Annotated in this window: 17 protein-coding genes; 1 reads left to right on the top strand and 16 read right to left on the bottom strand. The window is 64.4% G+C overall.

The annotated features are described in order from the left end of the window. Positions 1–6 precede the first annotated feature (6 nt). On the top strand, positions 7–690 hold the full coding sequence (locus ACQ4MM_RS18060) for a lectin (RefSeq protein ID WP_431478631.1): 684 nt from the start codon (positions 7–9) through the stop codon (positions 688–690). Positions 691–742: 52 nt separating this feature from the next. Here the strand turns inward: ACQ4MM_RS18060 and ACQ4MM_RS18055 are convergent, their stop codons facing one another. From ACQ4MM_RS18055 to ACQ4MM_RS17980, 16 genes are all read right to left on the bottom strand, one after another. Further along, positions 743–1,384, bottom strand: coding sequence for a tetratricopeptide repeat protein (locus ACQ4MM_RS18055; protein ID WP_431478630.1), 642 nt, complete (start codon positions 1,382–1,384; stop codon positions 743–745). Continuing rightward, a complete protein-coding gene (locus ACQ4MM_RS18050) occupies positions 1,381–1,755 on the bottom strand; it encodes a cytochrome c-type biogenesis protein (RefSeq protein WP_431478629.1) in 375 nt (124 codons plus the stop codon). Before ACQ4MM_RS18050 ends, ACQ4MM_RS18055 begins: the two co-directional genes overlap by 4 nt. 4 nt (positions 1,756–1,759) lie before the next feature. Then, entirely contained in the window at positions 1,760–2,284 is a 525-nt protein-coding gene (locus ACQ4MM_RS18045; protein WP_431478628.1) for a DsbE family thiol:disulfide interchange protein, read from the bottom strand. Next, on the bottom strand, positions 2,281–4,257 hold the full coding sequence (locus tag ACQ4MM_RS18040) for a heme lyase CcmF/NrfE family subunit (RefSeq protein WP_431478627.1): 1,977 nt from the start codon (positions 4,255–4,257) through the stop codon (positions 2,281–2,283). The genes ACQ4MM_RS18045 and ACQ4MM_RS18040 overlap by 4 nt, the downstream gene beginning before the upstream one ends. Beyond that, entirely contained in the window at positions 4,254–4,685 is a 432-nt protein-coding gene (gene ccmE / locus ACQ4MM_RS18035) for a cytochrome c maturation protein CcmE (protein ID WP_431478626.1), read from the bottom strand. Before ccmE ends, ACQ4MM_RS18040 begins: the two co-directional genes overlap by 4 nt. Then, complete coding sequence (ccmD, locus tag ACQ4MM_RS18030) at positions 4,682–4,855, bottom strand: heme exporter protein CcmD (RefSeq protein WP_431478625.1); 174 nt, start codon at positions 4,853–4,855, stop codon at positions 4,682–4,684. The genes ccmE and ccmD overlap by 4 nt, the downstream gene beginning before the upstream one ends. Continuing rightward, entirely contained in the window at positions 4,852–5,580 is a 729-nt protein-coding gene (gene ccmC / locus ACQ4MM_RS18025) for a heme ABC transporter permease CcmC (protein ID WP_431478624.1), read from the bottom strand. Before ccmC ends, ccmD begins: the two co-directional genes overlap by 4 nt. A gap of 81 nt (positions 5,581–5,661) precedes the next feature. After that, a complete protein-coding gene (gene ccmB, locus ACQ4MM_RS18020) occupies positions 5,662–6,330 on the bottom strand; it encodes a heme exporter protein CcmB (RefSeq protein WP_431478623.1) in 669 nt (222 codons plus the stop codon). Beyond that, positions 6,327–6,977 (bottom strand): cytochrome c biogenesis heme-transporting ATPase CcmA, encoded by a 651-nt coding sequence (gene ccmA, locus ACQ4MM_RS18015; protein WP_431478622.1) that lies wholly within the window; start codon positions 6,975–6,977, stop codon positions 6,327–6,329. The genes ccmB and ccmA overlap by 4 nt, the downstream gene beginning before the upstream one ends. Next, positions 6,974–8,071 (bottom strand): sigma-54 interaction domain-containing protein, encoded by a 1,098-nt coding sequence (locus ACQ4MM_RS18010; RefSeq protein WP_431478621.1) that lies wholly within the window; start codon positions 8,069–8,071, stop codon positions 6,974–6,976. Before ACQ4MM_RS18010 ends, ccmA begins: the two co-directional genes overlap by 4 nt. Before the next feature lie 176 nt (positions 8,072–8,247). Further along, on the bottom strand, positions 8,248–10,329 hold the full coding sequence (locus tag ACQ4MM_RS18005; protein WP_431478620.1) for a putative bifunctional diguanylate cyclase/phosphodiesterase: 2,082 nt from the start codon (positions 10,327–10,329) through the stop codon (positions 8,248–8,250). A 9-nt stretch (positions 10,330–10,338) separates the two neighbouring features. After that, positions 10,339–11,250 (bottom strand): DUF2145 domain-containing protein, encoded by a 912-nt coding sequence (locus tag ACQ4MM_RS18000; protein WP_431478619.1) that lies wholly within the window; start codon positions 11,248–11,250, stop codon positions 10,339–10,341. Then, positions 11,217–11,666, bottom strand: a complete 450-nt coding sequence (locus ACQ4MM_RS17995) for a hypothetical protein (protein ID WP_431478618.1) — start codon at positions 11,664–11,666, stop codon at positions 11,217–11,219. The genes ACQ4MM_RS18000 and ACQ4MM_RS17995 overlap by 34 nt, the downstream gene beginning before the upstream one ends. 179 nt (positions 11,667–11,845) lie before the next feature. Continuing rightward, a complete protein-coding gene (locus tag ACQ4MM_RS17990) occupies positions 11,846–12,271 on the bottom strand; it encodes a hypothetical protein (protein WP_431478617.1) in 426 nt (141 codons plus the stop codon). Positions 12,272–12,335: 64 nt separating this feature from the next. Continuing rightward, positions 12,336–12,701 carry a CPBP family intramembrane glutamic endopeptidase gene (locus ACQ4MM_RS17985; RefSeq protein WP_431478703.1) on the bottom strand — a complete coding sequence of 122 codons (366 nt, stop codon included), beginning with the start codon at positions 12,699–12,701 and terminating at the stop codon, positions 12,336–12,338. Beyond that, positions 12,701–13,009 carry a hypothetical protein gene (locus ACQ4MM_RS17980; protein WP_431478616.1) on the bottom strand — a complete coding sequence of 103 codons (309 nt, stop codon included), beginning with the start codon at positions 13,007–13,009 and terminating at the stop codon, positions 12,701–12,703. Before ACQ4MM_RS17980 ends, ACQ4MM_RS17985 begins: the two co-directional genes overlap by 1 nt. Position 13,010: the final 1 nt, after the last annotated feature.

Raw genomic sequence — 13,010 nt, 5'->3', positions numbered from 1 at the left:
GCCACGATGAAAACTTCCTTGTTGGCCGGCGCCGCGCTGCTGGCATCCACCTTTGCCGGCCACGCACTGGCGCAGCAGCAAGCTCCCGATCCCTCCAAACCGCTCGGTTTCTTCGTCACCAGCGAAGGCGTGGGCAAGGGCGCCGACCTCGGTGGCCTTGCCGGCGCCGACGCGCACTGCCAGAAGCTCGCCAGCGCTGCAGGCGCCGGCAGCCGTACCTGGCATGCCTACCTGAGCACACAGGCAGCGGATGGCAAGCCCGCCGTCAATGCGCGCGACCGTATCGGCAAAGGCCCTTGGTTCAATGCCCGCGGCGTGCTGGTTGCGCGCGATGTGGCGCACCTGCACGGTGATTCGCTGGAAGCGGCGCAGTTGGGCAATAACCTGAGCCGCAACACCGTGTTGACGGAGAAGAACGAACCGGTCAAAGGCGCAGGCGACAAGCCGAACGAGCACGACATCCTGACCGGTTCCACGCCCGACGGCCGCGCCTTCGCGGACGCGGCAGACCGCACATGCAAAAACTACACAAGCAGCGCGCCAGACGGTTCCGCCCAACTCGGGCACTTTGACCGCACGGGCGGCGGCAACACGTCATGGAACTCGGCGCACCCGAGCCGTGGCTGCGGCCAGCAAAACCTGGTATCGACCGGCGGCGCCGGCCTGCTGTACTGCTTTGCTGCGAACTGAGTAAGGGGATAAGCCAGCAGCCTTCGGGGCATGCATTGCGCATGCCCCTTTTTTATTGCGCGGCTTCGGCTTCCACGCGCTCGATGCTGGCCTGGATCGAACGTGCCATGTTGCTACCGGCTGGCGCCAGCGCCAGGACTTTCTTCCATGCGATGAGCGCGGAGGCGCGATCATTGCGTTCTAGCGCGGCGCTTCCCAGCAGGGCCAGAACCTGCATATGCTGCGGGTTGAGCTCCAGCGCGCGCAGCAGCAGCTTTTCCGGCTCACCGGACAGGCGTTCACCGTGCGCCATGCCCAGCACCACAGCGTAATCGGCCAGCAAATCCGCGCTTTCGCCTTCCAGCGCCAGCAACTGGCGGTAGGCATCTGCCGCCTGGTCGAAGCGGCGCAGCGTTTCATAGGACCGCGCCATCATGCGCCAGCCGTCGGCATCGCGCGGTTGTTCTTTCAGCCGCGCTGCCAGGCGCGACACCATCGCTTCGACCTGCGGCGGTGCCGACGTTTCCAGCACCTGTTGCGCGGGCAGCAGCGCTGCCGGCGTACCCAGCGCCGCGTACAAGGCCACCGCCACCAGCGGAGCCGACGCAGCGGCCGGCAGTGCGCTACGCCAGCGCTGCCGGCCGGCCAGCGGCAGCAGCACGACGCCGAAAGCAAAAGTAGCCATCAAGCCGGCTGCCACAAAGAACCAGATCATGCGTGCTCTCCCTTCTGCCTGTTCAAGGCGCGCCACAACAGCAGCAGGCCGGCCCCCAACAGCACAAAGGGACCGAACCACAACGCCCAGGTGCCGGGCCGCAGCGGCGGCTTGTACAGCACGTAGTCCCCATAACGCTGGCGAAGGAAGGCGATCACCTGTTCCTCGCTGCGCCCGGCCGCCAGTTGTTCACGCACCACAGCCTTCATATCGCGCGCAAGCTTCGCATCCGAGTCGGCGATCGTCTGGTTGTCGCAGACCTGGCAGCGCAGCTGCGCCGCCAGCCGGTCGAGCCGTGCCTCCAGCTCCACGCCGGTTGGCGGAGCTGCGCCAAAAGCTCCCGTGGCGACAGCCAGGAGCAGGCAGGCCATGCGCTCACGCACCTTGCAGCTCCTTCAGCAGCGGCAGCAGCTTGTCGCGCAGGACTTGCTGCGTCACCGGCCCAACGTGGCGCAGGCGAATATGCCCCTGCTGGTCAATGACGAATGTCTCCGGCACACCCACCACACCCCAATCCATGCCAACCCGGCCATCGCCGTCGAACACGGCGGCCAGGTAAGGATTGCCATGTTCGGCCAGCCACTTGCCGCTGTCGTCGAAGTTGTCGGTGTAGTTCAAGCCGACGATAGGGGCGACGTTTTGCCGCGCCAGGTCGACCAGCACCGGGTGTTCCTGGCGGCATGGACCGCACCACGATGCCCACACGTTCAGCAGCCAGACCTTGCCTTCCAGTTGCCGCGACTGGAAGGGCTGGCCGGGCGCGCCGATGCGTTGCAGGGTGAAGGAAGGCGCCGGCTTGCCTTCCAGCGCGGTTGGCCGCTCGCCCGGCTTGAGGCTCAGGCCAGCGCCAAGCAAGAGCAATAGTGCGGCGAAGGCCGCCACGGGGAGATAACGTTTCATGCCGAAGCTCCTTGAATCGGGGTAATTTGAGGAATTGCTTGCGACGCAGCGCGGCGCACGCGGTACTGGCGGTCGAAGGCGGCGACGAAACCGCCCAGCGCGATGGCCAGGACGCCGCCCCATATCCATGCCACGAAAGGCTTGTGCTGGATGCGCACCTGCCAACCGCCGTCGGCAGCCGGTTCGCCCAGCGACAGGTACAGGTCGCGCGTCCAACCGCGGTCGATGGCCGCCTCCGTCATCGGCGACTGTTGTACCGGGTAGTAGCGCTTCTCCGGCTGCAAGGTCGCAACGCGGCGCGCGCCCTGCCACACTTCGAAAGTGCCGCGCGCAGCAACGTAATTGGGGCCGTCATGGCGCTCAATTGCCACGAAGCGGTATTCCAGCTCTCCGGCGCTGAGCGAGGCCCCGACACGCAGGCTGGCATCCACATGGCTCTCACCCGACTTCACCAGCGCCACACCGGCGACAAATATCGCCAGCCCAACGTGGGCCGCCTGCATGCCCCAATAGCTGGCCGGTTGGCGCAGCAGCCGATGCCGCCAGTTGCCGCCCTCGCCGAGCCGCCGCCACAGGTGCAGGCCGCTGGCCAGTGCGATCCAGAGTGCCAGGGCCAGTGCGGCGGATGCCAGCAAGCCAAGTCCAAAACCCGCGCCGGCGGCCAGCCCTGCCAACAACGCCGCCTGCGCCACGTAACGCAGGGATACCGGCAACGCCGCCCACGTATCGCGCTTCCACGCTACAAAGGGCCCAAGCGCCAGCAGCGCCAGCACCGGCAGCATCAGCGGCGCAAACACCGCATCGAAGTACGGTGGGCCGACGGAAATCTTGCCCGCGCCAAGTGCATCGAGCAGCAGCGGATACAGGGTTCCCAGCAGGACAGCCGCCGTCGCAGCCAGCAGCAGCACATTATTCAGCAACAGCAGCGCTTCGCGCGACCACAGCGAGAATGTTCCGCCGCCGCCCAACGCCGGTGCGCGCCATGTGTACAGCACCAGCGCGCCGCCAATCACGACCGCCAGGAAGCCCAGGATGAACAGTCCGCGTTGCGGGTCGCTGGCAAAGGCGTGCACCGAGGACAGCACGCCTGAGCGCACCAGGAAGGTACCCAGCAGCGACAGCGAAAAGACTAGAATGGCCAGCAACACGGTCCAGCCGCGGAAGGCGCCGCGTTTCTCCGTCACCGCCAGCGAGTGCAGCAGCGCTGTCCCCGCCAGCCAGGGCATGAATGAGGCATTCTCCACCGCGTCCCAGAACCACCAGCCGCCCCAACCCAGCTCATAGTAGGCCCAGAAGCTGCCCATGAAGATGCCGAGCGTGAGGAAAGCCCATGCGGCCAGCGTCCAGGGCCGCGACCAGCGGGCCCAGGACGCATCGAGCCTCCCGCCCAGCAGGGCTGCCACTGCAAACGCAAATGCCACCGAGAAGCCGACATAGCCCAAATACAGCAACGGAGGATGGATGATCATGCCTACATCCTGGAGCAAGGGATTGAGGTCGCTGCCATCGCGCGCTGCCGGCAGCAGCCGTTCGAACGGATTGGAGGTGAACAGGATAAAGGCCAGGAAGCCTACGGTAATCAACCCCATCACCGCCATTACGCGCGCCGCCAAATCTTCCGGCAAGCGCCTGCTGCCGTAGGCCACCGCCGCCAGCCATAACGCCAGCACCTGGATCCAGAGCAGCAACGAACCTTCGTGACCGCCCCACGCGCCGGCCAGGCGATAGTGCAAAGGCAGCATGGAGTTCGAATGGGCTGCCACATAGCGGATCGAAAAATCGTTCTGCGCAAAGCCGGCCAGCAGCAGGCCGAAAGACAGCGTTACGAACAAGGCCAGGGCCCAGGCTGCCGGCCGCGCCAGCGCGATCCACGCCTGCAACCCGCGCCAGGCACCGGCCAGCGGCAGGATTCCCAGCACAAGCGCAAGTCCCAGCGCCAGCATCAGGGAAAAGTTACCCAATTCGCCGATCATCGCGCGCCTCCCCGTGCATCCGCCAGCGCCTTCGCGGCTTCCGGCGGCATATAGTTCTCATCGTGCTTTGCCAGCACTTCATCGGCAACAAACAAGCCGCCCGCCAAACGGCCCTGCGCCACCACGCCTTTTCCTTCGCGGAACAGGTCCGGCAGGATGCCTTTGTAGCGCACCGGGATCGTGCGCGCCAGGTCGGTGACGATGAACTGCACGGACAGGCCATCCGCCTCGCGCCGCACACTCCCTTTCTGAACCATCCCGCCAATACGGAAGCTGCGGTGTTGCGGCGCGTCCCCTGCCGCCACCTGCGCCGGCGAGTAGAAGAACACCATGTTCTTCTGGAACGCCGACAGCACCAGCGCGGCGGCGGCGCCCAGCGCCAGCAGCGATACCGCCAGCAACAGCAAGCGTTTCTGCCGGCGCGTCATGCCTGTCTCCGACGCGAAATCTGCGCAGCCGCAAGCAAAGCGGCCCGCTTGCGGCGCGAAAGCAGCACGAGTTCCAACAACAGGGCCGCGCCAGTTACCAAGAGCGAGCCCCAGACATAAGCCCCGTACCCTCCCATTGCGAGGAAGCTATCAACGTTTTGCCAGATCATGCGCGGCCTCCCTGTGCCAGGCGTGCCACCCAGGCCGACTGCCCCTCGCGCTCAAGGATGACGCAGCGCAGGCGCAACAGCGCAACCGCAGCGGCATAGGCCCACATTGCCAGCGTCATCACCAGCATGCCGAGCAACATCGGCGTGGCGATGGTCGGCGCCGAGTCGACCGATACCGACGCCCCCTGGTGCAGGGTGCTCCACCACTTGACCGAGAAGTAGATGATGGGCAGGTTCACGGTCCCCACCAGCGCCAGCACGGCGCCGGCACGGTCGGCGCGGCGCGGATCGTCAATCGCTGCTTGCAAGGCGATGAAGCCCAGGTAAAGAAACAGCAGCAGCAGTTCCGACGTCAGGCGCGCGTCCCACACCCACCAGGTACCCCAGGTCGGCTTGCCCCACAAGGCCCCGGTCCATAATGCCAGGAAGGTGAACAACGCCCCGCTCGGCGCCAGCGCTCCAGCCATCATGGCCGACAGGCGCGTATTGGCCACCAGGCCGACGGCCGACCAGAATGCCATTGCGGCATAGATCACCATCGACAGCCAGGCAGCCGGCACATGCACGAAGATGATGCGGTAAGCGTCTCCCTGCTGCGCATCGGTAGGCGCCACCAGGAATCCGATGTACAGGCCCGCCAGCGCCAGCACCAGCGACAACGGCAGCAGCAGCGCAGCGAAAGTTCCGGCTGGCCCGTAGAACGCTTGCGGCGAGGCGAATTGCAACCAACGCCGGCTGCGCCCCCTGCGGGCTGGTGGCGGGAGATGTGAGATGCCCAGACATGATGACTCCTTAAGATGACTTGTTCATTCCAGCGCTATGCGCAGCGCGGCGGCGGCAGCCCAGGGCGCCAGCGCCAACGCGAATCCAAGGCCCGCACCGAGCAGCGACAAGTGCGCCGCCGCCCCATCGCCTGTGCCTATCGCATCGACCGCCCCGGCGCCGAACACCAGCACCGGGGTATAAAGCGGCAGTGCCAGCAAGGCCACCAGCACCCCGCTGCTGCGGGTTCCCAACGACAAAGCCGCCGCCACCGCTCCTACTAGGCTGAGAATGGGGGTGCCCAGCAGCAGGCTGGCGGCCAGTACGGGCAGCGCTTGCGCATCGAGCCCAAATTGCAAGGCCAGCAGGGGCGACAGCAGCACCAGCGGCAAACCGGAAACCAGCCAGTGCGCCACCGCCTTACCCGCCACGATCAGCACCAGCGGTTCGCACGAGAGCAGCATCTGTTCCAGCGTGCCGTCGGCATGGTCGGCGCTGAACAGCCGCGGCAGCGACAGTGTGGCCGCCAGCAACGCGGCCACCCACAGCACGCCAGGCGCCATCGCCCGCAGCGCGGCCGGTTCAGGTCCGACGCCCAGCGGAAACAGCGAGCAGGCGATGACAAAGAAGGCCAGCGGTCCCAGTGCATCGGCGCTGCGCCGGTATGACAGCAGCAGGTCGCGCTTCAAGGTCCATCCCAGCGTGGCGATCATGCCGGCACTCCAGCCAGCGCATCCAGGTCCAGCCGTTGCCGGTATTGCGGGCGCAGGCCATGCGCCTGGTGCGTCGTATAGATGGCCATCCCGCCGCTATCGAGGTGGGTGCCGATGCGCTCCGCCAGCGTCGCCACGGCGCGCGCATCAAGCGCGGTATACGGCTCGTCAAGCAGCAACAGCGGCGGCAAAGGCTCCAGGTACAGCCGGGCCAATGCGACACGGCGGCGCTGTCCTTGCGACAGCGCATGCGCCGGCAGTTCAGATACGCCATCGAGGCCCGCCCGCTCCAGCGCGGCTTCCGCGTGGGCGCGTCCGATGCGATGGCCTGCCAGCGCGGCGCTGCAAGCGACGTTCTCCCATGCCGCCAGGTCGTCCTTGATCCCCGCCGCATGGCCGCAGTACAGCAACTGGCGATGGAAGTCTTCGCGCAGTTCGCGCACCGGTCGCCCGCGCCAAAGCACTTCGCCCTCGGCCGGCAAGCCAAGGCCCGCCAGCAAACGGAGTAAACTGGTCTTGCCGCTGCCATTGCCGCCGGATAGCCATAGAGCCTGCCCTTCGGACAGCGCAAAATCGAGCCCTTCGAACAGCCGTCGGCCGCCCCGCTCGCAAGCCAGCGCGCGAGCCTGCAACACCGGCGGCTTCATTGCTGCAGCTCGACGCCCGGCAAGGACGTGGTCCCTGCCTCAAAGCCGATCAGACCGAAACGCTTCAGCTGCGTGCGCAAGATGTTGCGGCTGATGCCCAGTACGCGCGCCGTCTGCACCTGGTTGCGGTAGCAGTGATCGAAGGCGGTGCGTACCACCGTCTCTTCGACCGTGTCGTACAAATCTGCCTGGTCGGCTTCGATCATGCTGCCGACCAGGGCGGACAGGCGCTGGCGGAATCCTTCGCCCGATACCGCCTCCGACGCCTGCGCATTTGCAGTCGGGTGCCGTGGGGCAGGTTCGTCGCGCGTATTCAAGCGGCGGCGCGACACGCCTGACAGCTTTAAATCATCCGGCTGGATCACCCCGTTGCGGCAGACGATCAGGGCGAAGTGGATGACGTTCTCCAGCTCTCGGATATTGCCCGGCCAGTCGTATTCAAGCAGCGCCTGGCGCGCGGCGGGCGACAGCACCGCGTCCTGAATCTTGATCTTGTCGCTGTAGACGTTGATGAAATGGCGCGCCAGCGGAATGATGTCGCCGGGACGCTCATGCAGTGGCGCCAGATGCACGGTAGCCACGCTGAGGCGATAGTATAGGTCCGAGCGGAAGCGGTCCGCCTCCACGGCCTTGTGCAGGTCCACGTTGGTAGCAGCGACCAGCCGCACGTTAAGCGCGATCGGCGTGCGCGCGCCAAGGCGCACCACCTGGCGCTCCTGCAGAAGGCGCAGCAGCTTCACCTGCAGTCCCATCGACAGGTCCCCGATCTCATCCAGGAACAGCGTGCCGCCGTTGGCCGCCTCGAACCAGCCGGAACGCGCCTGCGTGGCGCCGGTGAAAGCGCCGGCTTCGTGGCCGAACAATTCGGCATCGATCAGCGTTTCGCTGAAAGCGCCGCAATTGACTGCCACGAAAGGGCCACGGCGGCCGCTCATCTTATGGATATGGCGCGCAATCAGTTCCTTGCCGGTGCCGGTTTCGCCGATGATCAGGGTCGTGGCTTCAGTAGGTGCGATGCGTTCAACCTGTTCCAGCAATTCCGCGGAACGCGGATCGTGGAACATCAGTGCCTTGGCGCGAATCGAAAGCGCCATGCCGTAACTATCTGGAAAAGTCAGTAGTTTTTCCAAAGCAAATCCCCCCGGTTCGGCGCCACTATGCTTGCGACGCTCTGTTATGGTGATAGCTTCAGACTACCGGTGCCAAAGAATTCAGCACACGAATCATTTCAATTTTTCTAATGCGCGAACCGGATATGGGGTGTGCGGGCCTATGCGGCCGCCTCCCTTTGCTCCATCAGGAAGTTGGTGGCGGCATGCGCCGCAAGCGGGCGCGCAAAGTAGTAGCCCTGCAACAGGTTGCAGCCCAAACGACGCAACTGCGTCGCCTGCACCGTGTCTTCCACACCTTCGGCCACGATCTCGAGGCCGAGCTTGCGCGCCAGGCCAACCGCGGTGGCGCAGATTTCGAGATCTTTCTCGCTGGTGCCGATATCGCGCACAAAGCTGCGATCGAGCTTGAAGGAGTGCACCGGCAGCATCTTCAGGTAGCCTAGCGAGGAATAGCCAGTGCCGAAGTCGTCGATCGATAGCCGCACGCCCAGGCCGCGCAAGGTCTCCAGCCTTTCGATGGAGCGTTGCGGATCCTGCATCAGCACCGATTCGGTGATTTCGAGCTCGAGGTCGGCCCCCATCAGGCCTGCGTGCCGCAAGGCCGATTTCACGCTGTCGTCCAGGTCATCCAGCAAAAGCTGCTGCGCCGACAGGTTGACCGCCATGCGCACCTCGCTGAAACCTAGGGCACGCCAATCCTGCAGCTGCCGGCAGGCGCTTTCGATCACCCACGCGCCGATTGACGCTATAGTGCCGGTGGATTCGGCCAGCGGGATGAACTTGTCCGGCATCACCAGTCCCAGCTCGGGATGCTGCCAGCGGATCAGCGCCTCCATGCCCAGCACGCGCTCCGTGACCGCACAGACCTGCGGCTGGTAATGCAGGAACAGCTCGCCGTTCTCAAGCGCGTCCTTCAGCTCATTTTCCAGGCCAATGCGCTCACTCAGCGACTGCTGCAGCGATGGATGGAAGGTACGGAGACTGCCCGGCCCCGCGTCGCGCGCCTCGTGCAGTGCCAGGCCCGCCGACGCCAGCAGGTCTTCCGCCGATTCAGCATGGTCCGGATAGATGGCGACGCCAGCGCTGAAAGTCATGTTGAGGATATTGCCCGCTACTGCGAAAGGCGGCTTGATCGCGGCCAGCACTCCCTCTATTTCGCGCTCAATGCCACCCAGGGTTTTGTGGCCGGCAATGCCGACCACAAAGCGCGCACTGCCAAGCCGCGCCACCAGCCGGCGCTTGCCGCAATGTTCGCGAAGGCGCTGCGCCACCTCGATCAGCACCTGGTTGCCCGCCTCGTAGCCACGCGTGCCGTTGATGATCGCCAGGCGATCCAGGTCCAGCAGCAGCACCGCCATGCGGGTCATGCTCGATTCGCTCCATGCCGACATGGTGCGCAACTTCTCCAGCGCGCCTTCGCGGTTGGGCAAACGGGTCAGTTCATCGTTGGTCAGGGCACGCTCGATGCGCCTGCTGGACAGCTTGTGGCTCTCCAGTTCGCGCTCCAGCGCAGCGCTGATACGGATCTTCTCCGTCAGGCGCTGGGTCGCTTCGCGCTTGACCAGCAACAGGTAGGATGCCGCGAGGAACAGGAAACCGAAACCGCTCAAGTAAGGCAGCCGCAGCACACCGGTATCTGTCGCGCCGCCCAGTGCCGTAGTAACCACTACCAGTGCGGCGGAACTCCACACTAGCCGGTTGGAAAAGCGCGCCCGCTGCCGTTGCACGCGAACGAAGTAGATGACGGCAAACACCGCTGCGCCCAGCGACAGCAGGCGGCTGACCGAATAAGCGGCCGTTGTTTCACCGAAAAGCAGGAAGGCGTTCTCGCCCCACGCCAGTTCAGTAGGGGCCTCGCTCGCCAATGAGGAAAAGCGATAGCCATAGGGGACCATGAAATTGTCCACCGCTAGCACGGCCGATATGAAGGCGATGCCGTAGCTAAGACGGAAAGCGGCGCGGTTTGGGTCAAGCGAGGCGACCAGGTAGCAGAACTGCGGCGCCAGCAGGAGCGAGAAGAAATTGACCCACTTGTGGGCCGCGATAGCTTCCGCCAGCCCAGGCGCCAGCTGTTGCCGTACGTTCGCGTACTGGAAGCAGGCAAATGTCAGGCAGATCACGGCAAACGCCCAGCACGCCCGCACATAGGAGCTGTTGCGTGCCACCAGCGTCGACTGGAATGCTGACATTGCCAGCGCACCTGCGGAGATCAGGTAAAGCGAAGCAATGGGAGTATCCATATGACCTTGTTAGTCTCTGTTTTCAAAGGCGATAACCTCGTCGCCAGCCTGCGCTTCGCAACCCGCGCCCATCGCTTCCCAGCCACGCCGGATCACGATATGGTTCGCGTTATAGCAAAGCTCAATGCGGTGCGCTTGTGGCGCTTCGCGGCGAACAAAATGCTCAATCGACGAAGGCATGCTGACGCGCATTGTTTGCGCACGCAAGTCCTCATCGGGATGGTCGATCACGTGCACCAAGGGCACGAAGTGCGCCGCGATCACCAGCGCGCGGCCAACGTTGACCGGCTCCGCTTGGTAGCCCCGCTCCCGCAGCCAGCGCTGCGCAAACTCGCGCTGCGGCGCGGATGCGCCCCAGGCACTGGCAATCAACTCCACCAGCCACTGGTTGCAGTTCTGGTAGCGCGTGCCGTAGGCGTAGGCGTTGGCGCTATATTCACCGGACAGCAGGGACTGCGGGGTTTGCGTGTCCAGCGCGGCCGCTTGCAGTGCGCTGGCCTGCCCATCCGGCAGCAGCACCATCGACAGGTGGCCTTGTGCCGGCTCTTCCGCGCCGAGCACGAAGCCGGCCATGCCCTGATCGAAAATGCGCGGGCGCTTTTCGTCGCAAGCATAGTAAAGCTGGCGCACCGACCACGGACTGTTTGGATTGGCTTTCAGCGCCAGGCCGGCATGCGAATAACGCAGGCCGAGGCGAGCCAGGTCAAGGCCCGCGCGCGACACCACGGCAGCCGCGGCGCCGGAGCGTTCCAGTTCATCCTTCACCACGGCTGCAAAACGCAGCACGTGGTCCTGCGCCGCCGCCGTAATTTTCGCCGGACGGTCGCAGAACATCATGCCACCAGCCTGCGCTGCGGCATTCCAGCCGAGCGCCAGGCAAGCGGCGATCAGATGGCGTGCGAGCGCAGTTCGCGTTGCCATGCGTCGTCGAGTGCCAGGAAGAAGGCCTGGCGGGTGTCGGCGTAAGCGAATTCGTAGCCGTATGGACGCTCGCTCACCTGCACCAGCGCGCCGGTTGGCAGTGCGCGGTCGGCCAGGGCGGCTTTCGGCACGGTGAGGAAGAACTCATTGCCTTGGCCTTGCAGCTTGAGGCGGGTGGCACCCGGCTTGCCTGGAGCTTCCGCCACGTCGATCACGCGGTACTGGCCTGCGGCCACTTTCTTGTCGTCGCCACTGGAGCTCTTGCTGGAGCCGCCGATGGAATCGGACACGCTGCCCGAAGACTCGGAGCCGGCGCTCGAAGCGGACGAAGCGGAACTCCCGGCCTGGGCAGGGATGGCGATAGCTGCGGCCAGCAAGGAAAGTGCGGCGGCGCGGCGCAGGAATTGCATGGACATTACTGGATTCTCCGGTTGAAAAACTTCGCGTGGATTATACGCCCACTCTTGAACGGCGCGACCGTGCGATTTGCTGCCACAATGGCCGATTTGCATTTTTTGCAACTCAACGGCGGCACGCTTAATACGGCGCCTTGATAGGTTCGAACTGAAGGCCAGAAAAATCGAACAAGAGCTTTTCACCTTGCATGCCATCCGCGTTCATCCGGCCAGTGTAAATGCACCCATTGGACGCCCATACCACGCGAGCTCCGTCTACTCACCTCGTGTCCGTAACCATCATTGAGCCAGTAGGCGTCGTTGCCGACGAACAGGCCGCCGCCATGCCAGCAATCGCCTTTGGCCAGCAAGGTAAGCACAGTCAGGTAAAGTGCGCGCGAAATCGCAGTCCAGGAGCCCTTCGCTTCCTCCCGCCAGCGGCCATTCATCGCGAAGTAAATCAGGTGCTTGCCGTCCGGAGAAATATCGCAGCGGCGCTCGTAGATTCGGCCTTTCAGCCATTGCCCGACACGAAACTCGTCGGTCGTGCGATTCCAGGCGACGAATGCGGTGCAGCGCGAGGGGCCACGGCGGATAACCACCGCCGTATCGGCCACGCGCGCCATTAGTACATGCAACCTTGGCGGAATTGTCCGTTTCATACGTGAGCATCCGTCACGAAATTATGCGTCAAATAGCGCGCGGGTATGTGAACGCAATAAAATGCGCCAGGTTGAGCAGGAAGTGGGCGGCGATCGGAATCTCGATGCGCCGCGTCCTCGAATATAGCAGCGAGTAACCGAGGCCGGCCAGGCTGGCGAGTACAGCAAACTGCCAGCCGCCACCCAGGTGTGCAGCCCCGAACAGCAAGCCTGAAACCGCTATTGCCAGGGTATCGCCGAAGCGTGCGAGCTGCCCCTGGATGGCGCCACGGAAGAAGGCCTCCTCAGCCACGCAGACAAACATCAGGTTAACGACGGCGAACAGCGGCAAGAAGGGCGACAGTTTGAAATCAGGACGGATGAATCCAATTGCCCAGCCAGCACCAAACACCACTACCAACAGCGCTGCCAGGACAGTGCGCCCTGGGATCTCGCTGCCGCGGCAAAATCCCGCCAGGAACTGGCGCGGAGGCCGAAGAACACCAGCAAAACAAGCCCGACAACTCCCTTGTCGAAGTTCGCATACAAGGTGTAGGGCGCGGAATGGGCAGATAGCTGGACATCCTTCAACAACAAGGGATTGTCGTAACCAGGAACGGCATGCACTGCAAGCGCAAGTGCCAGGAGCAGCGTCAATAGCGTAAACAGCGCACGCACGACGCCCTTGCCATGCCGGGTCGCCAACCATGCAAAAGCCAGCAAG

Source organism: Massilia eburnea, assembly GCF_050709955.1.
In the GTDB taxonomy this organism is placed as follows: domain Bacteria; phylum Pseudomonadota; class Gammaproteobacteria; order Burkholderiales; family Burkholderiaceae_D; genus Rugamonas; species Rugamonas eburnea_A.
Note: the sequence above shows the minus strand (reverse complement) of the source record. Positions and strands in the feature narration are given on the sequence as shown.

Excerpts from the sequence above, each read along its gene's own strand:
- ccmA (WP_431478622.1), bottom strand. The coding sequence starts at position 6,977 with ATGAAGCCGCCGGTGTTGCAGGCTCGCGCGCTGGCTTGCGAGCGGGGC.
- ACQ4MM_RS18040 (WP_431478627.1), bottom strand. The coding sequence starts at position 4,257 with ATGATCGGCGAATTGGGTAACTTTTCCCTGATGCTGGCGCTGGGACTT.
- ccmE (WP_431478626.1), bottom strand. The coding sequence starts at position 4,685 with ATGACGCGCCGGCAGAAACGCTTGCTGTTGCTGGCGGTATCGCTGCTG.
- ACQ4MM_RS18000 (WP_431478619.1), bottom strand. The coding sequence starts at position 11,250 with ATGGCAACGCGAACTGCGCTCGCACGCCATCTGATCGCCGCTTGCCTG.
- ACQ4MM_RS18045 (WP_431478628.1), bottom strand. The coding sequence starts at position 2,284 with ATGAAACGTTATCTCCCCGTGGCGGCCTTCGCCGCACTATTGCTCTTG.
- ACQ4MM_RS18050 (WP_431478629.1), bottom strand. The coding sequence starts at position 1,755 with ATGGCCTGCCTGCTCCTGGCTGTCGCCACGGGAGCTTTTGGCGCAGCT.
- ACQ4MM_RS18010 (WP_431478621.1), bottom strand. The coding sequence starts at position 8,071 with ATGGCGCTTTCGATTCGCGCCAAGGCACTGATGTTCCACGATCCGCGT.
- ACQ4MM_RS18060 (WP_431478631.1), top strand. The coding sequence starts at position 7 with ATGAAAACTTCCTTGTTGGCCGGCGCCGCGCTGCTGGCATCCACCTTT.
- ccmB (WP_431478623.1), bottom strand. The coding sequence starts at position 6,330 with ATGATCGCCACGCTGGGATGGACCTTGAAGCGCGACCTGCTGCTGTCA.
- ACQ4MM_RS17990 (WP_431478617.1), bottom strand. The coding sequence starts at position 12,271 with ATGGCGCGCGTGGCCGATACGGCGGTGGTTATCCGCCGTGGCCCCTCG.
- ccmD (WP_431478625.1), bottom strand. The coding sequence starts at position 4,855 with ATGATCTGGCAAAACGTTGATAGCTTCCTCGCAATGGGAGGGTACGGG.
- ACQ4MM_RS18005 (WP_431478620.1), bottom strand. The coding sequence starts at position 10,329 with ATGGATACTCCCATTGCTTCGCTTTACCTGATCTCCGCAGGTGCGCTG.
- ACQ4MM_RS17995 (WP_431478618.1), bottom strand. The coding sequence starts at position 11,666 with ATGTCCATGCAATTCCTGCGCCGCGCCGCCGCACTTTCCTTGCTGGCC.
- ACQ4MM_RS18055 (WP_431478630.1), bottom strand. The coding sequence starts at position 1,384 with ATGATCTGGTTCTTTGTGGCAGCCGGCTTGATGGCTACTTTTGCTTTC.